This window comes from Pseudomonas sp. TH32, assembly GCF_016650855.1.
In the GTDB taxonomy this organism is placed as follows: domain Bacteria; phylum Pseudomonadota; class Gammaproteobacteria; order Pseudomonadales; family Pseudomonadaceae; genus Aquipseudomonas.
The window spans coordinates 4,640,149-4,662,295 of record NZ_JAEKFA010000002.1; the positions used below are offsets into that span (position 1 = coordinate 4,640,149).

Annotated in this window: 22 protein-coding genes and 1 pseudogene; 11 read left to right on the top strand and 12 right to left on the bottom strand. The window is 61.6% G+C overall.

Annotated features, from left to right (window positions below; genetic code table 11):
* Window positions 1-10 precede the first annotated feature (10 nt).
* The 3 genes from JFV30_RS24910 to JFV30_RS24920 form a co-directional block, all read right to left on the bottom strand.
* A complete protein-coding gene (locus JFV30_RS24910; RefSeq protein ID WP_201125425.1) occupies window positions 11-1,000 on the bottom strand; it encodes a FecR domain-containing protein in 990 nt (329 codons plus the stop codon).
* 63 nt (window positions 1,001-1,063) lie between these two features.
* Window positions 1,064-1,585, bottom strand: coding sequence for an RNA polymerase sigma factor (locus JFV30_RS24915; protein ID WP_201125426.1), 522 nt, complete (start codon window positions 1,583-1,585; stop codon window positions 1,064-1,066).
* A 92-nt stretch (window positions 1,586-1,677) separates the two neighbouring features.
* On the bottom strand, window positions 1,678-3,123 hold the full coding sequence (locus tag JFV30_RS24920; RefSeq protein ID WP_201125427.1) for a hypothetical protein: 1,446 nt from the start codon (window positions 3,121-3,123) through the stop codon (window positions 1,678-1,680).
* 194 nt (window positions 3,124-3,317) lie between these two features.
* Here JFV30_RS24920 and JFV30_RS24925 point away from each other — a divergent pair, with 194 nt between their 5' ends.
* The 3 genes from JFV30_RS24925 to JFV30_RS24935 all read left to right on the top strand — a co-directional run bounded on the left by JFV30_RS24925 (window position 3,318) and on the right by JFV30_RS24935 (window position 5,702).
* Entirely contained in the window at window positions 3,318-4,253 is a 936-nt protein-coding gene (locus JFV30_RS24925; protein WP_201125428.1) for a PD-(D/E)XK nuclease family protein, read from the top strand.
* Between the two features lie 151 nt (window positions 4,254-4,404).
* A complete protein-coding gene (gene aroQ / locus JFV30_RS24930) occupies window positions 4,405-4,845 on the top strand; it encodes a type II 3-dehydroquinate dehydratase (RefSeq protein ID WP_087693554.1) in 441 nt (146 codons plus the stop codon).
* Window positions 4,842-5,702, top strand: coding sequence for a shikimate dehydrogenase (locus tag JFV30_RS24935; protein ID WP_201125429.1), 861 nt, complete (start codon window positions 4,842-4,844; stop codon window positions 5,700-5,702). Before aroQ ends, JFV30_RS24935 begins: the two co-directional genes overlap by 4 nt.
* Before the next feature lie 143 nt (window positions 5,703-5,845).
* Here the strand turns inward: JFV30_RS24935 and JFV30_RS24940 are convergent, their stop codons facing one another.
* Together JFV30_RS24940 and quiC are read right to left on the bottom strand one after the other, a co-directional pair.
* Entirely contained in the window at window positions 5,846-6,511 is a 666-nt protein-coding gene (locus JFV30_RS24940; RefSeq protein ID WP_003215538.1) for a TetR/AcrR family transcriptional regulator, read from the bottom strand.
* 71 nt (window positions 6,512-6,582) lie between these two features.
* On the bottom strand, window positions 6,583-8,481 hold the full coding sequence (gene quiC, locus JFV30_RS24945) for a 3-dehydroshikimate dehydratase QuiC (RefSeq protein WP_201125430.1): 1,899 nt from the start codon (window positions 8,479-8,481) through the stop codon (window positions 6,583-6,585).
* Window positions 8,482-8,735: 254 nt separating this feature from the next.
* On the opposite strand from quiC, the gene JFV30_RS24950 reads away from it, so the two are divergent.
* Complete coding sequence (locus tag JFV30_RS24950) at window positions 8,736-10,070, top strand: MFS transporter (RefSeq protein WP_201125431.1); 1,335 nt, start codon at window positions 8,736-8,738, stop codon at window positions 10,068-10,070.
* A gap of 5 nt (window positions 10,071-10,075) precedes the next feature.
* Here the strand turns inward: JFV30_RS24950 and JFV30_RS24955 are convergent, their stop codons facing one another.
* Window positions 10,076-10,954 carry a DMT family transporter gene (locus tag JFV30_RS24955; RefSeq protein ID WP_003215531.1) on the bottom strand — a complete coding sequence of 293 codons (879 nt, stop codon included), beginning with the start codon at window positions 10,952-10,954 and terminating at the stop codon, window positions 10,076-10,078.
* A 186-nt stretch (window positions 10,955-11,140) separates the two neighbouring features.
* On the opposite strand from JFV30_RS24955, the gene JFV30_RS24960 reads away from it, so the two are divergent.
* The 3 genes from JFV30_RS24960 to JFV30_RS24970 all read left to right on the top strand — a co-directional run bounded on the left by JFV30_RS24960 (window position 11,141) and on the right by JFV30_RS24970 (window position 13,663).
* Complete coding sequence (locus tag JFV30_RS24960; protein ID WP_010174846.1) at window positions 11,141-11,557, top strand: hypothetical protein; 417 nt, start codon at window positions 11,141-11,143, stop codon at window positions 11,555-11,557.
* Window positions 11,558-11,791: 234 nt separating this feature from the next.
* On the top strand, window positions 11,792-12,682 hold the full coding sequence (gene ypfJ / locus JFV30_RS24965; protein ID WP_010174845.1) for a KPN_02809 family neutral zinc metallopeptidase: 891 nt from the start codon (window positions 11,792-11,794) through the stop codon (window positions 12,680-12,682).
* Window positions 12,683-13,663 (top strand): alpha/beta hydrolase, encoded by a 981-nt coding sequence (locus JFV30_RS24970; protein WP_201125432.1) that lies wholly within the window; start codon window positions 12,683-12,685, stop codon window positions 13,661-13,663.
* Between the two features lie 129 nt (window positions 13,664-13,792).
* On the opposite strand, the gene JFV30_RS24975 is transcribed toward JFV30_RS24970, so the two are convergent.
* Genes JFV30_RS24975 through JFV30_RS24985 form a run of 3 tightly spaced genes read right to left on the bottom strand, consistent with a single transcriptional unit; the run spans window position 13,793 to window position 15,857 of the window.
* Window positions 13,793-14,380 (bottom strand): HAD family hydrolase, encoded by a 588-nt coding sequence (locus JFV30_RS24975; protein ID WP_201125433.1) that lies wholly within the window; start codon window positions 14,378-14,380, stop codon window positions 13,793-13,795.
* Window positions 14,377-15,246 carry an acyl-CoA thioesterase II gene (gene tesB / locus JFV30_RS24980; RefSeq protein ID WP_010174840.1) on the bottom strand — a complete coding sequence of 290 codons (870 nt, stop codon included), beginning with the start codon at window positions 15,244-15,246 and terminating at the stop codon, window positions 14,377-14,379. Before tesB ends, JFV30_RS24975 begins: the two co-directional genes overlap by 4 nt.
* A gap of 41 nt (window positions 15,247-15,287) precedes the next feature.
* A complete protein-coding gene (locus JFV30_RS24985; RefSeq protein WP_010174838.1) occupies window positions 15,288-15,857 on the bottom strand; it encodes a GNAT family N-acetyltransferase in 570 nt (189 codons plus the stop codon).
* Window positions 15,858-15,933: 76 nt separating this feature from the next.
* Between JFV30_RS24985 and JFV30_RS24990 the strand changes: the two genes are divergently transcribed.
* Complete coding sequence (locus tag JFV30_RS24990; protein WP_201125434.1) at window positions 15,934-16,854, top strand: histone deacetylase family protein; 921 nt, start codon at window positions 15,934-15,936, stop codon at window positions 16,852-16,854.
* 172 nt (window positions 16,855-17,026) lie between these two features.
* Window positions 17,027-18,262 (top strand): TIGR03862 family flavoprotein, encoded by a 1,236-nt coding sequence (locus JFV30_RS24995; RefSeq protein ID WP_201125435.1) that lies wholly within the window; start codon window positions 17,027-17,029, stop codon window positions 18,260-18,262.
* 106 nt (window positions 18,263-18,368) lie between these two features.
* Here the strand turns inward: JFV30_RS24995 and JFV30_RS25000 are convergent, their stop codons facing one another.
* Window positions 18,369-19,700 (bottom strand): DEAD/DEAH box helicase, encoded by a 1,332-nt coding sequence (locus JFV30_RS25000; RefSeq protein ID WP_010174828.1) that lies wholly within the window; start codon window positions 19,698-19,700, stop codon window positions 18,369-18,371.
* A 48-nt stretch (window positions 19,701-19,748) separates the two neighbouring features.
* Window positions 19,749-20,646: pseudogene (yedA, locus tag JFV30_RS25005) on the bottom strand (drug/metabolite exporter YedA).
* 160 nt (window positions 20,647-20,806) lie between these two features.
* Here yedA and JFV30_RS25010 point away from each other — a divergent pair.
* Window positions 20,807-21,268 (top strand): Lrp/AsnC family transcriptional regulator, encoded by a 462-nt coding sequence (locus tag JFV30_RS25010; protein WP_177043328.1) that lies wholly within the window; start codon window positions 20,807-20,809, stop codon window positions 21,266-21,268.
* Between the two features lie 105 nt (window positions 21,269-21,373).
* On the opposite strand, the gene JFV30_RS25015 is transcribed toward JFV30_RS25010, so the two are convergent.
* The gene (locus JFV30_RS25015; protein WP_201125436.1) at window positions 21,374-21,628 is read right to left on the bottom strand and encodes an acyl carrier protein; all 255 of its coding nucleotides are present in this window, start codon (window positions 21,626-21,628) and stop codon (window positions 21,374-21,376) included.
* Between the two features lie 197 nt (window positions 21,629-21,825).
* Between JFV30_RS25015 and JFV30_RS25020 the strand changes: the two genes are divergently transcribed.
* Window positions 21,826-22,119: a DUF6124 family protein gene (locus tag JFV30_RS25020; protein WP_010174819.1), complete on the top strand. Its 294-nt coding sequence runs from the start codon at window positions 21,826-21,828 to the stop codon at window positions 22,117-22,119.
* Window positions 22,120-22,147: the final 28 nt, after the last annotated feature.

The window sequence follows — 22,147 nt, forward strand, 5'->3', positions numbered from 1 at the left end:
GGCGACCCCATCAATAGATCAGGCTCAGCCCCGCCAGATCAAAGCGCTGCACCTGTAATTCTTCGGTCAGGGTGCCGAGGGCCGTGTCGAGCATATCGAGGCGGAACACGCCGCTGACTTCACGGGTGCCGAGGTCGGCATTGGTCAGCACCACCTTGCCCGGCCGGTAGCGGTTGAGCTGCTCGATGACCTTGGCCAGCGGCAAGCGGTCGAAGATCAACACACCGCGACGCCAACTGGTGGCGCGCTCCAGGTCGAGGTCGTCGAGGGCGACCACGCCGTTCTCGGGGCTGTAGCGCGCAGCCTGGCCCTCCTTGAGCACGGTTTCTTTCTGCGGCGCCGCTTGCAGCGTGACGGCCACACTGTGTTGCAACACTCCGACCCAGGCCTGCCGGTCGTCCTCACGCTCGACCACAAACCGCGTGCCCAGGGCGCGGGTTTGCCCGCTGGCGCTCTGCACCACGAACGGCCTTTTCTCCTCACCGGCCATGGGCGCCACATCAAAGATCGCCGAGCCTTTGATCAGGCTGATGCGCCGCTGCACACCGTCAAAATCCAGCTTGATCGCACTCGCAGAATCCAGTTGCACGCTGCTGCCGTCCGCCAGGTGCACGGTGCGCACCTCGCCTTTTTGGGTGAGGTAATCGGCCTGCGTCTGCAGCAGCGCCTCAGGCCCGCGCACCCAGCCGACGCCGGCCACCACCAGCAACAGCGCAACACTCGCCGCCATGCGCCACGGCCTGCGGCGACGAGAGCCGCGCACCGGCGCCGCGGTGGCGGGCGGCCGCTGGCGATGCACCGTCTCATCGCGATGCACCTCGCCCAGCGCCGCCCACGTCTGCTCGGCAAACCGCAGCGCCGCTTCATGGCGGCTGTCCCTGGCGATCCATTGGCGCAACTCGGCCTGCTCCTGATCGGTCAGGGCGCCGGCGTGCAGGCGCACCGCCCAATCGGCAGCCGCCTCGGTAATGCTGTGCTGTTGCGGACCCGGGCTATTCACGTGTGAATCTCGAATTTTTCGTTATATAACGCTGTGACGTCTGACCCCAGGTTTGTCGGTAATTCATTCGTCGGACGGCCCCGCCTCACCTTCCTGCAAACGCTGCATGACATACGCCAGCGCCTTGGCCAGGTGCTTTTGCACTGAACTGTCGGAAATGCCCAGGTGGCGCGCGACCTGGGCATGGGTCATGCCCTCGATCCGGTTGAGGCGGAAAATCTGCCGGGTACGCTCCGGCAATTCCGCCAGTGCCTGCTTCAATGCCTGCCGCTGTTGCTGCGCCATCGCCTGAGCCTCCAACCCGGCCATTTCATCTTCAATCTCGGCCAGCGCCTCATGGGGCACGGAGTCGGTCTTGCGCCGCGCCTCCTGGCGGATATGGTCGATCAGCAGATTGCCGGCCGTGCGATAGAGATAGCCCTGGGAGTTGTCGATGCGCTCGCTGGCCGGCTTTTGCGCCAGGCGCAGGAAACTCTCCTGCACCAGGTCTGCGGCCAACTGCGGGTCCCGTACCTTGCGTGCGAGATACCCGCGCAGGGTATCCGCGTGCTTGAGAAACAGGCCTTTGAGATCCACGTCCGACAAACCGACTCCCTGGAATGTAAAGGAAACAGGCGGGCATCTTAAGCGTTATCGAGAATGATTTTCAATTGAATAAACAGGTGCGGGTGGAGACGTCAGAGATCCAGCAGTTCAGGGCCAAAGAAACGCTCGAAAAACTCGGTCGGCTGATTGTCCTCCGTCAACAAGTCGAAATGCCGCCCCACCCCACGCCCAACCGACAACAGTGTATTGGCCGACGCCGGCGTGCCGGCATAACCATGGCCAATCAACCACTGTTGCGTCGATAGTCCTTGTGCCCGCGCCAACGCAGGCGCCCGGCCTGCGAGCCAGGCATTCACCAGGCAGACCTGCTCACGCTCCTCGCCATGAAAATAGGTGGCCACACCGCCGTTGGCTTCAAGCAAACCCGCCTCCCCTCCGTCAACGATGGTTTTCAGGCTGTCCAGTGAGCACGCAGGCAGATCGAACTCTTCGGCCCGCAGCGGAAAACCGTAGGCACGCGCAGTACTTGCAGGCCGCCCTTGGGTGATCAGCCAATCGAGAAAAGTGATGCCTGGATTTTGTTGGCGGAACGCCCGATATGCTTTAAGCACCGCGGCGAAGGGATGGCCGGTGGGCACCCAGCCGCGTTTTTTCGGCAGCGTTGGGGCGGGTGAAGCCGCGGAGGCGGAGCGCAAAAAGCAGCGCAAGTCATAACCGAGCATGAACAACGACGCTTCGAAGGCATGGCAGCGCTCGCGTATCGACAGCGGTGGCTGCGGCGGCGTTGCCTGGAACAGCGACGTACGCGTCAGCACCTCCCGGATGATCCAGCCCAGTTGCACCTGGGCGCGGGCCCATTTCTCGCGCGGAACCTGAGGGCTGAAAAACTGCGGGGCATTGGCATAACCCAGTTCGCCGGGGTTACGGATTTGCTTTCCACGTGCCGCGCCGGAGGGGAAATCCAACACTGCCGGGCACGTGGCCGTTTGCCGATACAGGGCATAAAGCATGGCGATGGCCGCGCCGACACGGCTGTCGTAGATCGGTGAACCGCTGACGTCGACCAGCGCATGGATCTTGGTCAGGCCGGCATCGAAGCGTCGGATTGTGCGCGAATCAAGGGCACTGAGCCTTTGCGAGCCAGCAAGGTCGAACAGCGGCTGGCAGGCCGTCAAGTACGCCACCAAGTCATGTTTGAGCATCAACTGACGCAAGAACACCAGCGCTCCCCGTACGCCGCCCCATTGCAGGACTGCCACGCACGCCTTGAAGACTTGCTGGTCATTCCTGGCCAACAGGCCAGCTTGCAGACGTTGGTGCAGCAGGGCCAATGACGCCTGGGTCTGACTCCAGTTCTGTGAGGTGACCCAGTGCCCGGTGACCGGATCCTGCCAGCGGGTTTTCCAGCAGTAGTGAGGCAGCAACGACTCGATGCCGACCACACGCTGCTTCAAACCCATGGGTACATAGCGGCTCCGGGAAAAATTCAATTGCACCGTCAACCGGGGCAATTCCAGGCAGAGCCAATCAATAAAGGCCTTCACATCAGGTTGAGCGAGAAACCGGGAACGCAACATGGATACCACCGGGTAAGTCGAGGAGTGAGCCAACACTATCAATGGGCCCACTGTGGGAAAGCGCAGTGCGCATGATGGCATATCGACACCCCTCGGAAAATGCCGCAATCTGCCGCGTCGTACACCGGTAAAACTGACAGGTCATTACGCCCTACTGACAGGGCACCACAGGATTCTCAAGAAGAGATAGCGTCATGAGCGATGCAGTACGCTTCAACCAGATCATCGAAACCTGGCGGCAACAAAAGGACTTCCAGGACCTTTTACCCTACAACCAATACCGTCACTGGCTCGACTACCAGCGCCTGCACGAACACAACTTCCAGAACATGTTGTTCTGGTTGCTCAACCCACGAGAAGGCCACCAGTTGGGCGACTTTTTCGTCCGAGCCTTGCTGGACGCGCTACCAGCGTTTAGCCCGGCGAACAAAACCGCCCTGGAAGGCTGGATTGAGGAGGAAAGCTGGATCGCCCCCGAGACGTTGCAAGCCATGAACCTGCACAGCCTGTGCGTGGCGACCGAAGCCGGACGTATCGATCTGGTTCTGGTCGACCCCGTCAACCGCTTCGTGATTGCCATTGAACGCAAGGACCAGCATGTCCTGACCAAAGACCAACTGAAACGCCACACCGACTGGATCGAGGAACATTACGGGCAGCACTACTACTGGCTCGGGGTGGTTTGCGACAGCCGCCACCAACTTCGCCAACAGCCGTTCACTGACAGCAATTGGCTGCATATCGACGATCAATGGCTGATCACAGCCCTTGATCAAGCCGTGAGCCGGGCGCAACCCCATGTGCAGGACCAACTGCTCAATATTCGTTCGCGCCTGGGTTTGATCGAGTCATGGGAAAACGACCCGGTCTTCGTCGCCCTGAAACCCAAACTGGCTGAGTTCGCCGCCACACATTCCGGGCTCATTGACGAGTTGCTAAGCCTGAAGCTGACTGCTCCCGAGGTGCCGCTGGTCGGTATCGACGCGCAATGGGCAGTCAAACACCTGCTGCCGGCGCTCGCCAAAAGCAACGCCGAAGACGAGCAGGTCAAGGCGGTCCTGCACGCCGTCGAGCATTTTGAATTGCTCTATGCCTTGAGAGACCTGCACAAGCGCCGCCCCGCGCGTTGATGGTGTCGCCGGCAAGGACTGTTCGATTATCGAACCGTCCTTGCCGTTTTTGCTGTGCCGGCGATTGACCAAATTAACCAATTAGTACATTTTCTACCCGCAGACCAAAGGCACCTTCATGCCGACTAATAAAAACTGTGGAGAATCCCTCATGCCCCCGATCGTGCTGGTGCTCAACGGCCCCAATCTCAACCTGCTCGGCACCCGCGAGCCCGCCACTTATGGCCATGAAACCCTGGCCGACCTTGCCGCCCTGTGTGGCCGCAGCGCCGAGCAACTGGGCCTGAAAGTCGAATTCCGCCAGACCAACCACGAAGGCGAATTGCTGGACTGGATCCACGGCGCCCGCGCCCGTTGCGCCGGGATTGTGATCAACCCGGCAGCCTGGACCCACACCTCGGTAGCGATCCGCGACGCGCTGGTGGCCAGTGAAGTGCCGGTGATCGAAGTGCATTTGTCCAACGTGCATGCCCGGGAAGCGTTCCGTCATCACTCCTTTGTGTCGCCGATCGCCAAGGCGGTACTCGCCGGCTTTGGCAGCCATGGTTATCACCTGGCCCTCGAACACTTCAGCAAGACCTTGAAGGGATGAACCCGGTGTCCAGACGTCGAATTCTCGCCGGCCTGATCGGCGCCGGCATCCAGGCCTCCCGCACGCCGGCCCTGCATGAGCACGAGGGCGATGCCCAAGGCTTGCGGTACCTGTATCGCCTGATCGACCTCGAACAATTGCAGGTGGATACCCGCGCCCTGCCCGACCTGTTGATGGCGGCCGAGCAGATGAACTTCACTGGCTTGAACATCACCTACCCGTGCAAGCAGGCGATCCTGCCGTTGCTGGATGACCTGTCACCCGAAGCACGGGGCATCGGCGCGGTGAACACCGTGGTGTTTCGCAACGGTGAACGCATCGGCCACAACACCGACTGCCTGGGTTTTGCCGAAGGCTTTCGCCGCGGCTTGAATGACGTGGCACGCAGGCACGTGGTGCAGATGGGCGCGGGCGGTGCCGGTGCGGCAGTGGCCCATGCGCTGCTGGGCGAAGGCGTGGAACGCTTGAGTATTTTCGACATGGACGCCGAGCGCGCCCGGAGCCTGGCGGACAACCTCAACCAGCATTTCGGTGCCGGCCGGGCCCAGGCGGGCAATGACCTGGAAAGCGCCATGGCCGAGGCCGACGGCCTGGTGAACAGCACACCGATGGGCATGGCCAAGCTGCCCGGCATGCCGGTGCCGCTGCACACTTTGCGCGCTGATTTGTGGGTGGCCGAGATTGTGTATTTCCCGCTGGAAACCGAACTGCTGCGCAACGCCCGCGCCCTGGGTTGCCGCACGCTGGATGGCGGCAACATGGCGGTGTTTCAGGCGGTGAAGGCGTTTGAGTTGTTCAGTGGGGAGGTGGCGGATGCAGAGCGCATGCTCGCGCACTTCCAGAGCATGAACATCTAACTGTAGAAACCGGATCAAAAAATGTGGGAGCTGGCTTGCCTGCGATGCAAACAACTCGGTACTTCAGACAAACCGAGTTGATCCTATCGCGGGCAAGCCCGGCTCCCACAAAAGCCCGCTCCCACATTTGTTCAGTGTTAAATTCAGGCCTGCAGGTAGCGCAACACCGACTCGCAGATCATCGCCCGATGCCGCTGCTTGACCGCCTCGTCCGACAACTCGATCTGAAAGATCTCGCTGAAGGTGTGGCGGTTGGACACCCGGTAAAAGCTGAACGAGTTGATCAGCAAGTGCACGTCCAGCGGCTCCAGCCCTTCACGGAACAGCCCCAGTTCGGCGCCCCGGCGCAATGTGGTGCCGAGGGCTTCGAGGATGTTGCTGTTCATCGCCTTGATCGATGTCGACTGCTTTACATACTCGGCGTTGTGGATGTTCTCGATGCTCACAATCCGCACAAAATCCACATTCTGATCATGGTGATCAAAGGTGAATTCCACCAGCCGACGGATCGCTTCCCGAGGCTCCAGGGCCGTCAGGTTCATCCGGGTTTCGGTGTTGCGAATGTCGCCGTAGAGCTTCTCCAGCACCTCGACGTAGAGCTGCTCCTTGCTGCCGAAGTAGTAATAGATCATGCGCTTGGAGGTCTGGATACGCTCCGCGATCGCGTCCACCCGGGCGCCGGAAAGGCCCTGGGTGACAAACTCGACGATGGCTTCCTGAAGGATGTTCTCGCGGGTCTTTTCCGGGTTGTTCTTGCGACTCTTGCGCGGCGCGGTGGCCGCGGCGGGAAGCTCGGAAGTCAGGGTCATGGTGCGCTCACGGCCTTAGGTGCAGGCGGTGATTATGGGCTGCCGCGCACGCCGAAGGAAGCGCCGGCACCTTACAGCCTGGCCTGGCGCGCCGCACCGCTGCGGGACTTGGCCATGGCCGCCAGGCGCACCGCCACGTTGGCCGCGCCGTAACCGGCATAACCGTTCTTGCGCTGGATGATCTCGAAGAAAAACCGGCCTTCGAACGGCTCGGTGTACACGTGAAACAGCTCACCGCCCTGGGCGTCGCGGTCGTACAGCACGTTGTAGTACGCGAGCTGGCTGAGGAACTCGTCATCGAAGTCAAACCGCGCCGCCAGGTCATCGTAGTAGTTCAGCGGGATATCCAGCAGCGGCACGCCGGCATCCTTGGCCCGGCTGACCTCGGCGAAAATGTCCGCGCAGTCGAAGGCAATGTGGTGCACACCCGAGCCGCGATAGCTCGACAGCGCGTGGGAAATCGCAGTGTTGCGGTTCTCTGAAATATTCAGCGGCAGGCGAATCGAGCTGCAACGGCTGCGCAGTGCGCGGCTTTTCACCAGGCCGTACGGGTCGGGCAGTACCACTTCGTCATCGGCTTCGAAATCCAGCAGGCTCTTGTAGAACAGCACCCAACTGTCGAGGCTGTCGGCGGGCAAGGCCATGGCCATGTGGTCGATGCGCAACAGGCCGCCACTGGCAGCGTGCGCCGGTTGCAGGTTGAAATCGGTGTCGTAGAGGCCACCTTCGTTCTGGTCCACCAAGTAGATCAGGCTGCCATCCGGTGCACGCACCGCCGCCAGTTCCAGCTCATTGGGGCCGACCAGGCCGCGATACGGCTGGCCCTTGTAGGCCACCGCCCGCTCCAGGGCCTTGGCGCTGTCTTTCACGCGGATCGCCGTGGCGCACAACGACGGGCCATGGGCCTCGAAGAAGTTATGGGCGAAGGAATAGGGTTCACAGTTGAGGATCAGGTTGATATCGCCCTGGCGCAGCAGGCTGACGCTCTTGGAGCGATGCTGCCCGGCCTTGACGAAGCCCAGGCGCTCCAGCCATGAGGTGAGCTTGGCGCCGAGGTTTTCATCCACAGCGAATTCGAGGAATTCAATGCCGTCGTATTCGCTGGCGGCGGGGGTTTGAAACAAAATCTCGGGGACCGGTCTGGCTTCCTCGGCCAGCCGCTGGCGGGTCTTCTCTTCGAGATACAGCAGCGAGCGCAGGCCGTCGGCGGCATTCGCCCGGGTCGGTGCGGCGCGGAAGCCGTCGTTGAAGATTTCCAACGACAACGGCCCGGTGTAGCCGCTCTTGATGATCGGGGCCAGGAAGCCTGCCAGGTCGAATTCGCCCTGGCCGGGGAAGCAGCGGAAATGCCGGCTCCACTCCAGTACGTCCATCGCCAGGATCGGCGCGTCGGCCATCTGCACAAAGAAAATCTTGTCGCCGGGGATCTCGGCGATGGCACTCGGGTCGCCCTTGAGGGACAGCGTGTGGAAGCTGTCGAGCAACACGCCGAGGCTTGGGTGATCGATCTTGCGCACCAGGTTCCACACCTGTTGCCAGGTGTTCAAATGCCGCCCCCACGCCAGCGCTTCGTAGCCAATGCGCAGGCCACGGCGGCCGGCGTGTTCGGCCAGCAGGCTCAAGTCATCCAGCAGAATGCTTTCATCGCCGACGGCATCGGCTGACGCGTTACTGCACACCAACACCAGGTCGGTGCCCAACTCCTGCATCAAGTCGAATTTGCGCTCGGCCCGCTCCAGGTTGCGCGCCAGGCGGTCGCGGCGGCAGCCTTCAAAATCCCGGAACGGCTGGAACAGGGTGATGGCAATGCCGAGGTCGGCGCACATTTGCCTAACTTCACGCGGGCTGCCGTCGTAATACAGCAGATCGTTTTCAAAGATTTCCACGCCATCAAACCCGGCCGCCGCGATGGCTTCGAGTTTTTCCGGCAGGGTTCCGCTCAAGGAAACGGTGGCGATGGAGCGTTGCATGGGGCGACTCCCGGCATTGAGGCATGTCTTGTTTACGGCAAATTATTGGCCGCTGAACTCCTCACAGCAATTGAAATGTACGAACCGGTTAGTTTTATGGGCGATTATCGAACAGAATGGCAATCAGCGAATTGACGATTTTTTAGCCACTGCGCACCATCGACAGCACATTGAGTCCCGCTCCTGTTGAGCGGCCTCGGTTAACCAAGACCCTGAACACACCATAAAAATTTCAAAAAAACGGGTACTTCCTCATGCCTTCGCAAACTCCCGCCGTGGCCGTGCGCCACAGCAATCCCCATAGCGGCATCGGCGACAAAATCCGTGGCGCCATGGCTGTCGGTAAAACCCGCTGGGGCATGCTGGCCCTGGTGTTTTTCGCCACCACCCTGAACTACATCGACCGCGCCGCACTCGGCGTGATGCAGCCGATCCTGGCCAAGGAAATGAGCTGGACGGCGATGGACTACGCCAACATCAACTTCTGGTTCCAGGTCGGCTACGCCATCGGCTTTGTGTTGCAAGGCCGGTTAATCGACCGGGTCGGCGTCAAGCGCGTGTTCTTCTGCGCGGTGCTGCTGTGGAGCCTGGCCACCGGCGCCCACGGCCTGGCCACCTCGGCGGTGGGCTTCATGGTGTGCCGGTTCATCCTCGGGCTCACCGAGGCCGCCAACTACCCGGCCTGCGTCAAGACCACCCGCCTGTGGTTCCCCGCCGGCGAGCGTGCGGTGGCGACCGGGATCTTCAACGCCGGCACCAACGTCGGCGCAATGATGACGCCGATGCTGCTGCCGCTGATCCTCCACGTGTGGGGCTGGCAGGCCGCGTTCCTGTGCATGTCGGCACTGGGCGGCATCTGGCTGGTGTTCTGGGGTTTGAAGTACTACAACCCCGAAGACCATCCGAGCGTGAAGCAATCGGAACTGGACTACGTGCAGCAGGAAGTGGAGCCGGAACAACCCCGCGTGCCGTTCAGCCGAATCCTGCGCATGCGCGGTACCTGGGCCTTCGCCCTCGCCTACTCGATGACCGCGCCGGTGTTCTGGTTCTACCTGTACTGGCTGCCGCCGTTCCTGAATCAGCAATACAACCTGGGCATCAACGTGACCCAGATGGGCATCCCGCTGATCATCATTTACCTGACGGCGGACTTCGGCAGCATTGGCGGCGGGATTCTGTCTTCGTTCCTGATTGGCCGCGGGATGAATCCGATCAAGGCGCGGCTGTTGTCGATGCTGCTGTTCGCCTGCTGCATCGTCGGCGTCATCATGGCCGCCGGTTCCAGCCAACTGTGGGTCGCGGTGTTTGCCATCTCCCTGGCCATCGGCGCGCACCAGGCCTGGACCGCCAACATCTGGAGCCTGGTGATGGACTACACGCCCAAGCACATGATGAGTACGGTGTTTGGTTTTGGCGGCATGTGCGCGGCCATCGGCGGGATGTTCATGACCCAGATCGTCGGCCATATCCTGACCGTGACCAACAACAACTACACCGTGCTGTTCACCCTGATTCCGGCGATGTACTTCATCGCGCTGGTCTGGATGTACTTCATGGCGCCACGCAAGATTTCGACCGTCGAGGTCTGAGTTTCCTACCTGCGCCGCTGCTGCCAGGCAGCGGCCAACCCGCTCAGGCAAATCACCCCGATCCCGACCACGGTGGTCAGGTCCGGGGTGTGGTTGAACACCAGCCAGCCCAACAACCCCGCAAACACGATCTGGCAATAGCCGAACGGTGCCAGCAGGGCCGGCGCCGCAAAGCGGAAAGCCTGGGTCAGCATCAAGTGTGCGGTCATGCCGCAGGTGCCCAGCGCCAGCATCAACACCCCGTGCCACAGGCTCGGCACCTGCCAGAAGAACGGCACCAGTGCACTCATCACCAGGGTGTTGCACAGCCCGGCGAAGAAGTTGCTGGTGGTGGGTGTGTCGTACTTGCTGAGGATGCGCGTGAGCAGCTGGTAGAAGCAGAAGAACAGTGCGGAGGTCAGCGGCAACAACACCGCCGGCGTAAACAGCTCACCGCCCGGATGCACGATGATCAGCACCCCGATAAACCCGCAAATCACCGCCAGCCATTGGCCGCGGGTCACGTGCTCGCCCAGCAGCGGCACCGACAACGCGGTGACCAGAATCGGCGCAAGAAAGTTGACCGCCGTAGCCTCGGCCAACGGGATAAAGTGCAGCGCCGCCGTAAAGAACAGGCTGGTGCCCAGCAGGCACAAGGCCCGCGCCACCTGCAGCAACGGTCGCTTGCTGCGCAGCACCCGCAGGCCCGATTGCGGCAGGAAGATCCCGGCCATCAACAGCGTGTGCACCAGGTAACGGGCCCACACCACCATCACGATCGGGTAAAACCCGGCCAGGTATTTGGACAGCGCGTCGTGGCTGGAAAACAGAAAAGTCGCCACCACAATCAGCAAAATGCCTTTGAGCGGGTGGTTGACGCCGGAAAGTGGGGTACTGAGGGTCATTGCATTCTCTTGAGTGGCAGGCTGAAATGACCGCCGCATGCCGCGGCATAATCTAGAACGGGTGACGCGCCTCGCTCAAGAGCATAACCAAACACTGTTCGAACAGCGCACTAAATTGCGCTTTTCCAGTCCAACGCTCCACGCCCACCCGCCCATTGCGCGTTTTTTAACCAAGGCCTTCTCACCATGAAAAAAACCCTGTTGATGCTTTCGACCCTGGCGCTGCTCAGCGCCTGCGATAAACAAGCCGAGACGGCTAAAGCGCCTGCTCCGCCGTCGGTTCAAGCGACGCTGGTGCCGGAAGTGCTGCCCACCGACAAATGGGTCGGCAAGTGGATGGGCGTCGAAGGCCTCAACCTGACCATCGCCAAGGACGACAGCATCGGCCGTGGCCACTATGTACTGACCATGAAATACGGCCTGGATGACGATGACTCCGGCACCTTCAAGGGCCAGGCGTCTGAAGACGGCATCACCTTTGAACGCCCGGACGGCCCGCAGATCCTGAGCGCCGGTGACGGCGAAGCCACGGGCCTCAAATGGCTGGCCGACAAGAAGGACTGCCTGATCGTCGACACCGGCGAAGGTTATTGCCGCGACTGACACCAACAACTTCCCGCCGGACACCTATCACCTGTGGCGAGCGGGCTTGCCCCGCGTTGGGCTGCGCAGCAGCCCCATAACAGGCCAGGGTGTTCTTTTTGGAGGAATTCGGTGTTCTTATTGGGGCTGCTGCGCAGCCCCACGGGGACAAGCCCCTCGCCACCGACAGCCGGACTGGCGCCAACCCTACACACCAACAACACTGAGCTGCAGGTTCAACAAGAGGATTGCCACATGCTATGGAAAAAAGGCCGACGCAGCGACAACGTGGTGGACGCCCGCGATGACAGTGGCGGCGGTGGCGCAGGCATGCGCTTTGGTGGCGGCAAGGGCCTGAGCCTGACGGCGATCGTGCTGATCGTCGGCATCGGCTGGCTGACCGGCCAGGACCCGATGCAGATCCTCGGGCAACTCAGCGGCCAGCTCACCGAGCAAGCGCCCTCCGTCAGCCCGCAAACCCGCCAGGCGCCGCCGGCCAATGATGAACAGGCTGACTTTGTGCGCGCCGTGCTCGGTGACACCGAAGACACCTGGGCCCAGGTGTTCCAGGAAAACGGCCTGACCTACAAGAACCCCAAGTTGATCCTGTTCCGTGGCCGGGTGAACTCTGCCTGCGGTGGCGCCACGTCCGCCAGCGGGCCGTTCTATTGCCCGGCAGACCAGCAGGTGTACCTGGACCTGGATTTCTTCCGGGAAATGTCCCAGCGCTTCAAGGCCGCTGGTGATTTCGCCCAGGCCTACGTGATCGCGCATGAAGTCGGACACCACGTTCAGACGCTGCTGGGCATCTCCGCGAAGATTCAGGCAGCCCGCCAGCAAGGCCGGCAGATGCAAGGCGACGGCGGCCTGCTGGTGCGCCAGGAACTGCAAGCCGACTGCTTCGCCGGGGTGTGGGCCAACCGCGCACAAAAGCGCCTGAACTGGCTGGAGCCCGGCGACATTGAAGAAGCACTGAATGCGGCCAACGCCATTGGCGATGACCGCTTGCAGCAACAGGGCCAGGGCCGTGTAGTGCCTGACTCGTTTACCCACGGCACCTCGGCACAGCGGGTTCGCTGGTTCAAGACCGGCTTCGCCCAGGGCCAGATCACTCAATGCGATACCTTTACCGCCAAGAGCCTTTAAATGAATAAACGACTGGGTCTGCTGTTAGGTTTGTTGATCACCTGTTCTTCCTCCTCCTGGGCCGCCGAGCATGGCGTCAAGGAGGTCAGTCCCGATCGTTTCCACCTGGATGCCGGCGACCTCAGCGTCGGCTTGAGCCAGGACTGGCGCCAGCCACTGCCTCAAGTCACCCGCGCGCTGATCATCGTGCATGGCCGTTTGCGCAACGCGATGACCTACCTGGACAGCGGCGAAAAAGCCGCCGAAGCCGCAGGACAAAACGCCAACACCCTGGTAATTGCACCGCAGTTCCTCAACCAGACCGACCTCAAGCGCAACCAGATCGACAGCCAGACCCTGCGCTGGAACAGCAATGACTGGATGGCCGGCGAGCCGTCCACCGGCCCGGGCCAGATCAGCTCCTATGGCGCGCTGGACCAGATCATCAAGCACCTGGGCAACCGCAAGCTGTTTCCGAACCTGAAAGAAATCGTGGTGGCCGGCCATTCCGGCGGCGGCCAGGTGGTGCAGCGTTTTGCCCTGACCGGGCATGATCACCCGCTGCTGCAAACCGAAGGCATCAGCTTGCGCTACGTGGTGGCGAACCCGTCGTCCTACGCCTACTTCAGCCCGCAGCGTCCGGTGAAGTTCGACGTTTCCAGTTGCCCTGATTTCAATGACTGGAAATACGGCATGCAAAACCTGCCGGCCTACGCCAAGGGGCAAAGTGCCGAGCAGCTGGAGCAAGCGTATGTGTCGCGCAATGTCACCTACCTGCTGGGCCAGCAGGACACCGGCCCGAATCACCCTGCGCTCGACAAGAGCTGCGGGGCTGAAACCCAGGGCGCGTATCGCCTGATTCGCGGGCACAACTATTTTGACTACCTCAAGCAGCGGCACCCGCAGTTGGGCCACAAGTTGGTTGAAGTACCGGGCGTTGGGCATAACGGGGACAAGATGTTTACCTCGCCTGAAGGGCAGAAGGTGTTGTTCTCCCAATAACTGACGAAACCGGATCAAAAATGTGGGAGCTGGCTTGCCTGCGATGGCATCCGCTGGGTGTTACTGATACACCGCAGTGTCTGCATCGCAGGCAAGCCAGCTCCCACATTTGATCTTCATTGCCTGGGGTTAGAGCATCCGGCGCAATACCGCGCAATCTTCAGCATGCCAATCCGCCAGCTCCGGCCACGGGTTTTCCGGCAGATTGACCAGCACAGTCTTCGTGCCCGCCGCCCGCCCGCAATCCAGGTCAAACCGGTAATCACCGACCATCACCATCTTTTGCGGCGCCACTTCCCACGCTTGCGCCAGCTTCAACAAACCACCCGGATCAGGCTTTGGCGGCGCATCATCACGCCCCAACACATCCTCGACCGCAAAGCAGTCCGCCAAACCAATCGCCTGCAATGTCACATGGGCCAGCTCCCGCGCATTGCGCGTCAGGATGCCCAGGCGATAACCCCGCCCGGCCAACTCCCGCACCAACTCCACCGCACCGGTCGCCGCCACCGAACCCAGCGCCAACTCACGCTCGTGCTCCAGCAACCACGCGTGCTTGGCCGCGGCTTCATCGGCAGGCAACGCCGCCAGGTGGGTCAGAATATCGTCGGTCGCCGGAATACCCAGCGCCACGCGAATCGCCGCAAAGTCATGCACGGCCACCGTCAGGGTGCCGTCCATGTCGAACACCCAGTGCTTCACTTCCGCCAGGCTCATGCCCAGTCCTTGCGATGACGAATCAAGCCTTCCTGAGTCACCGACGCCACCAATTGCCCGGCGCGGTTGTACACGCTGCCCCGGGAGAACCCACGGGAATTGCCGGCCCACGGGCTGTCCATGGCGTAGAGCAACCAGTCATCGGCACGCAGGTCGGCGTGGAACCACAGCGCGTGGTCGAGGCTGGCGACTTGCATGTCTTTCTGCCACACGGTCTTGCCATGGGGCAGCAGCGAGGTGGTCAGCAAGCCGAAGTCCGAGGCGTAGGCCAGCAGGTATTTGTGCAGTGCCGGCGAGTCGGCCAGGGCGCCGTCCGCGCGAAACCACACGTACTTGACCGGGTCGGACGGCTGCGGGTTGTACGGGTCTTTCTCGGTGACCGGGCGCACTTCGATCGGCTTGGGGCACAGCAGCTTTTCGCGCATGTGCTCAGGGATCAGGTGCGCACGCTGTTGGGTCAGCTCCAGCTCCGACGGCAGGTTTTCCGGGCCGACCACCACGGGCATGGTGGTCTGGTGCTCGAAACCTTCTTCGTCGTACTGGAACGAGGCGCTGCAGGTGAAGATCGGATTGCCCTTCTGGATCGCCGTCACCCGGCGCGTGCTGAAACTGCCGCCATCGCGCACCCGGTCCACCGAGTAAACCACCGGCAACGCCGCATCGCCGGGGCGCAGGAAGTAACCGTGCAACGAATGCACATGCCGCGTCTCCTCAACGGTCTGGCTGGCCGCCGACAGCGACTGGCCCAATACCTGGCCGCCGAACAGCTGGCGAAAGCCCAGGTCCTGGCTGCGGCCGCGAAACAGGTTTTCCTCGATCGGCTCCAGGGTCAGCAGGTCCACCAGATCTTCCAACACTTGGCTCATAGAGCATCTCCTACAACAATCTATTGGGCATTCCGGGCTGCTTATCCGTGCAGCGTGTCCAACCATTGGGCGCGGGTGATGCGATACAACACATGATGCCGCACCGGGTCATCCGCTGCGACCTTGGGGTGCTCAAAATCTGCCAGGGGATCGTAATGCATACCGATGGCCTGCATGACTTTTTGTGATGGCAGATTGGCTTCAGTGGTAAACGAGACAATTTCGTCCAGCTTCAGCCGGTCGAAACCACAACGCAGGGCGGTCCAGGCGGCTTCACTGGCATAGCCCAGGCCCCAATGCTCCCTGGCCAGGCGCCAGCCAATTTCCACCGCCGGGGTGAACGGGGCGTCGAAGCTCACATTCAACAACCCGGTGAGGCCGATGAATTCGCCGCTGTCCTTGCGCTGCAAGGCCCACAGGCCAAACCCGTACTCGGCGAAATGGCCGCGAATGCGCCCGATCAGCGCGGCGCTTTCCAGGCGACTCAAGGTGGCCGGGAAATACCGCATCACCTGCGGGTCGGCGCACATGCGCGCAAACTCCGGCAAATCGGCATCGCTCCATTGGCGCAGCACCAGGCGTGCGCTCTCCAATTCCAGTATCGGCTCCATTGGTCCCCCTCCCTTGCCATGTGCGTGAGTGTAACGCGCTGTTAAGATCCTTCGCTGGTTCCCGTCAGAAATCGCCATGCCTTTGCCATTGATCTACCACGACGACTACAGCCCCGAGTTCCCGCCGGACCACCGCTTTCCCATGGATAAATTCCGCCTGCTGCGTGACCACCTGGTGGAGAGCGGCCTGACCCGGGACAGCCAGCTGCTGCGCCCGGAACTGTGCCCAGCCGAGATTCTGGCCCTGGCCCATGAACCTGGGTATATCGAACGCTACATGAGCGGCGAGTTGTCCCGCGAAGACCAGCGGCGCCTCGGCCTGCCCTGGAGCGAAGCGCTGGCCCGGCGCACCGTGCGCGCAGTGGGCGGCTCGTTGCTGGCCGCCGAGCAGGCACTGGAACACGGCCTGGCCTGTCACCTGGCCGGCGGCACCCATCACGCTCACTACGATTACCCGGCGGGGTTCTGCATCTTCAACGACCTGGCGGTGATCAGCCATTACCTGCTGGCCAGCGGGCGGGTCAACCGGGTGCTGATCTTCGACTGCGACGTGCACCAGGGCGACGGCACCGCGCGCATCCTGCACGACACCCCGGACGCGATCACCGTGTCCCTGCACTGCGAAAAGAACTTCCCCGCGCGCAAGGCCGAAAGCGACTGGGACATCCCGCTGCCGATGGGCATGGGCGACGAGGATTACCTCAAGGTCGTCGACGATGCCCTCAACTACCTGCTGCCGCTGTATCAGCCAGACCTGGTGCTGTACGACGCCGGCGTGGATGTGCACAAGGACGACGCCCTCGGCTACCTGAAGCTGACAGACGAAGGCGTCGCTGCCCGCGATGAAAGCGTGATGCGCCACTGCCTGGGCCGCGATATCCCGGTGGTCGGGGTGATCGGCGGCGGCTACAGCAAGGACCGCCCTGCCCTGGCCCGTCGCCACGGGATTCTGCACCACAGTGCGCAGCGCGTCTGGACGTCATCAGGCTGTCATTGAGTTATGCACGTTACCCACAATCGCTGTGGAACTGCCTGTGGATAACCTGAGTGGAAACCTCTGCAAGCCATACGCCGCATGGCCTGCAGAACGCTGTACGTTTTTTGATCAGGCAGCATGAGCATCCTCGGGTAGAATGCTCGGCCTACTTTGCCGAACCGCAGTTATCCCCATGCCCCAGACTCACACCTCAGCTCAACACGTCATCATCATCGGCGGCGGCCCGGCCGGGCTGATGGCCGCCGAAGTGTTGAGCCGGGCCTGCGTGCGCGTCGACCTGTACGACGGCATGCCGTCGGTGGGCCGCAAGTTCCTGCTGGCGGGCGTGGGCGGCATGAACATCACCCATTCCGAAGCCTATCCGGCGTTTCTGTCGCGCTACGCCGAGCGGGCGCCGTTTATGGCGCCGTTGCTGCGTCAGTTTGGCGCCGAGGCGTTGTGCGAATGGATACACGGGTTGGGGATAGAAACGTTTGTCGGCAGTTCCGGCCGGGTGTTTCCGACCGACATGAAAGCCGCCCCGCTGCTGCGCGCCTGGCTCAAGCGCCTACGGGACCAGGGCGTAGTTATCCACACCCGCCATCGCTGGCAGGGCTGGCATGCCGACGGCAGCCTGCTTATCCACAGCCCCGAGGGCGATAAAAGCGTGCGCGGTGATGCGGTGCTGCTGGCATTGGGTGGCGGCAGTTGGTCGCGGTTGGGCTCGGACGGTGCCTGGCTGAAGTTGCTGGAAGACAAAGGGGTGCCGTACGCGGCGTTGCAACCGAGCAATTGTGGCTTCGAGGTGTCGGCCTGGAGCGAATTGATGGTCAGCAAATTCGCCGGGGCACCGTTGAAAAACGTCGCCATCGGGTTGGCAGACGACAAGCCTCGGCTGGGTGAATGCGTGATCACCGCCACGGGCATCGAAGGCAGCCTGATCTATGCATTGTCGGCGCCGATTCGTGAGGCGATCAACCGGGATGGATCGGCCACGGTGCATATCGACCTGCTGCCAGGTAAGCCGCTGGACAAGGTGATTACGGCATTAAGCAAGCCACGCGGATCCCGCTCGATGAGCAAGCATTTGCACAGTCAGTTGGGGTTGGATGGGGTGAAGGCGGCGCTGCTGCGGGAATTGACGCCGGCTGAGCACTTTAATGATCCGGCGCAGCTGGCGGTGGATATCAAGGCACTCCCGTTGACGCTGGTGAAAACCCGGCCGATGGACGAGGCCATCAGTACTGCGGGCGGTGTGCCGTTTGAGGCACTGGATGAACGCTTGATGATCAAGCAATTGCCGGGCGTGTTTTGCGCGGGCGAGATGCTCGATTGGGAAGCACCGACGGGCGGGTATTTGCTGACGGGGTGTTTTGCCAGCGGGCAGGTTGCCGGGCGTGGCGTACTGGAATGGTTGAACGCTAGCTGATTACCTGTGGCGAGGGAGCTTGCTCCCGCTGGGCTGCGTAGCGGCCCCAAAAAAAGCGGGAGCGCTGCGCACTCCAGCGGGAGCAAGCTCCCTCGCCACAGTGACCTTACTTCTTCTTACGCGGCCCCGTATTAAACGCAGGCACCTTGCGCACTGGCTTGATCGACGGCTCCGCCACCGACACTTCGCCACTCTCCACCCACTTGCCCAGGTTGCGCTTGCCGCCACCGGACGCCTTGGGTTTCTTCGGCTTTTTCGGCTTCTTCACCACCTGGCCGCTGGCATCAGTGTCCGGCACGCGATGCTCAGGCTCGAAGTCCTGCTCCATCTTGCGGGTCAACGTCTGACGGGTCAGCATCTCAATGGCCGACAGCATGTTCACTTCATCGGCACACACCAGGGAAATAGCCTCACCGGTGTTGCCCGCACGACCGGTACGGCCGATGCGGTGGATGTAGTCCTCGGCCACGATCGGCAGGTCAAAGTTGACCACCAGCGGCAAGTCTTCGATGTCCAGGCCACGGGCCGCCACGTCGGTAGCCACCAGAATCTGCACGTCGCTGCTCTTGAAGCGATCCAGCGCACGCTGGCGCGTGGCTTGTGGCTTGTCGCCGTGAATCCCGTCGGCATTGATGCCCAGGCCCTGGAGTTTTTCCACCAGCGCGTCCACACCGTTACGGGTCTTGGCGAACACCAGCACCTGCTTCCAGCGGCCCTTGCGCATCAGGTGCACAAACAGCTCGGCCTTGCGCTTCTTGTCCACCGGCACCACCCATTGCTTGACGGTGTTGGCGGCGACGTTGCGCGGGCTGACTTCGACGGTCAGCGGGTCGTTGAGCATCTGCCCGGCCAACTGGCGGATCTCGTCGGAGAAGGTCGCGGAGAACAGCAGGGTCTGGCGCTTTTTCGGCAACATGCGGTAGATGTTCGCCAGTTCTTCGGAAAAGCCCAGGTCGAGCATGCGGTCGGCTTCGTCCAGCACCAGGGTTTGCAGCTGATTGAGTTTCAGCGCGTTCTGGCGGAACAGGTCGATCAGGCGGCCAGGCGTGGCCACCAACACATCGACGCCTTTGCGCAGCTTCATCATCTGCGGGTTGATGCTCACGCCGCCGTACACGGCGTAAGTGGTCAGCGGCAGGTTTTGCGCGTACTCGGCGACGCTGGCGTGAACCTGTTCGGCGAGTTCGCGGGTCGGGCACAGGATCAGCGCGCGTACCGAGTTGGCGCTGACTTTCGGCCCTTCCATGGTCAGCAGTTGCAGCAGCGGCACGGCGAAACCGGCGGTTTTGCCGGTGCCGGTCTGGGCCGCAGCCATCAGGTCGCGACCGGCCAGCACCGCCGGAATGGCTTGCGCCTGCACCGGCGTCGGGGTCTGGTAGCCAAGCGTCTCAAGGGCGCGCAGCAAGGGTTCGATCAGGCCAAGTGTGGCGAAAGTCATGGAAGTACCGTAGGAAAAAGTCAGCGCAAGGTCGCAATGCGCGGCAGTTTACCTTATTTCCGGTTTCGGCTTTCGCCACTGTGGCAGGCTGATCAGCAGCACCGCGCTGATGATCACCAACATCGCCAGGGCTTCTTCCATGCCGATGGTCTCGCCGACAAACACAATCCCCAGCACGACCGCCACCGCCGGGTTGACGTAGGCATAGCTGGTAGCGGCTGCCGGGCGCACGTGCTTGAGCAGGTACATATAGGCGTTGAAGGCGATGATCGAACCGAACACGGTCAAGTACGCCAGGGCCAGCCAGCCTTCCAGCGGCGGCATGGCTTGCAGGTGTTCGCCGCTGACGGCGCTGAGCACCAGCAACACGGCACCTGCAATCAGCATCTCTGCCGCACTGGCCATGGCGCCTTGAGGCAGCGGCAAATGCTTGCTCCACACCGAACCGAAGGCCCAGGCCGCCGCCGCAAAAATCAGCAGGGCCGCACCGGTGGGGCTCGATTGCAGGTTGGAACCCATATTGAGCATGGCGATGCCGATAATCCCCAGCACCACCCCGGCCCATTCCAGACGGGTATTACGCGCACCCCAGAAATAACCGCAGAGCAGGGTGAACAGCGGCACGGTCGCCACCGCCAACGCGGCCACGCCGGACGCAACGCCCGTGTGCTCGGCCACACTGACCGCGCCGTTACCGAAGGTCAGCAGCAAAATGCCGATCTTGCCGGCGGCCTTCCACTGCACCCAGGTCGGTGCCGGGGCCCCACGCCAGCGCAGGAAGGCATACATCAGCGCGCCTGCCGTCATGAAGCGAATCCCCGCCAGCAACAGCGGCGGCCAGTACTCCACACCAATGCGAATCACCAAGGTAGGTAGACCCCCAGATCACGTACAACGCAAAAAAGGCGGCGATCAACGGTAAGGGAAAGCGACGTGGGCCAGGCATTGGGCAGCTCTGCGGCAGGACAAGGGAGCGTTATTTTAGAAATCCCCGACTGTAAACATAAGTTACAAAACCTGTTTAAAGCGCCAGTACACTTTTCAAAACACGGTTATCAAGGCTATAAACCGTGCTTTCGAAAGCCACGCATTCCCGGAGCCTTATCATGGACAAATACGACCGCATGCTTCTCAGCGCCCTGCTGGAAGACGGCCGCGCGTCCTACGCGCAATTGGCGCGCACGGTAAACCTCTCGGCGCCCGCCGTGGCCGAACGAGTGGCGAAGCTGGAAGCCAGTGGGGTGATTACCGGGTATCAGGCCAAGGTCGACCTGTCGAAGGTGGGGTTGCCGATCCAGTGCGTGATCGAATTGCGGCTGACCAATCATGGGAGCCAGAAGGTGTACGACGCGCTGTCGGAAATTCCCGAGTTGACTGAATGCCATCGGGTGACCGGGGATCCATGCGTGATCATGCAGGCAGCGGTGGGCTCGATGCCGGAGCTGGAGAGTTTGATCAATCGGGTGGCGAAGTTCGGGTTCAGCAAGACCTCGATCATCTTGTCGAGTGCGATAGAACGGCGGGTGCCGCTGGGGCAGTTGGAAGGGAATGGGAAGAATGGTGGGTGATCTATCGCCATCGCGGGCAAGCCCGGCTCCCACAGTTGACCGAGTTGCCCGAAATACACGCGATCGACTGTAGGAGCTGGCTTGCCTGCGATGACGTCAGTCGACTCACTGATGCTGAACAATCAAGTCGACGATTTGCTTGATGGTAGTAATTCCGTTCCAGTCTTCCTGGGTAGCGCGCAAATCGAACTGCCACTTGATCTGCATGACGAAGCAAGTCAGGTCGTCATCAATGATCTCAAAGTCATGAATAAAGTCTGTCTGCTCTGTCACCTGGCTTCGATCTATGAAGCCGACGATATCAACAAAAAGTTGAATGACTTTTTCGCTGATCTCAATTCGCGTGAGGTTACTTTCCATTTCCTTCCTCATACACCTACTTTTTAAGGGCCAGCAAGACTGATCCCTTTCATTTGCAGGACCTTTCCTAGCGCGCTTTCAAGCCTTGCCCACGCTGGATCATATCGCTAGTCTCGCCCGGTCATCGACCATTCGGTGACCGGATGTGCAAGTCCGATTTGCGGGAGGTAATAGCTTCAGTTTCAGGAGTTTCCCCCATGATCAAAACAACCAGTTCCCACGAAGAAATCCTCAGCGACAACACCCTCACCCGCCGCGCCATCGATTACTACCTCAAAGCCTCCGCCCCGGACGGCGCCCCCTTCGTGCTGAACGACAACATGAGCTTCGAAGACGCCCTGGCACGGGCGGCCGACTTGCTGCATTGCGCCGTGGCAACCGCACAGATACCCGGCGAGCCCATGAACGGGCAGCAGCGGGCGGTGATGCATTTGGTGGAGATGGCGAAGGTGGTGGTGGATCGGTCGCTGGACTGTTTACAGCCTCGGTAAACGTGCTTTCTGTGGCGAGGGGGCTTGT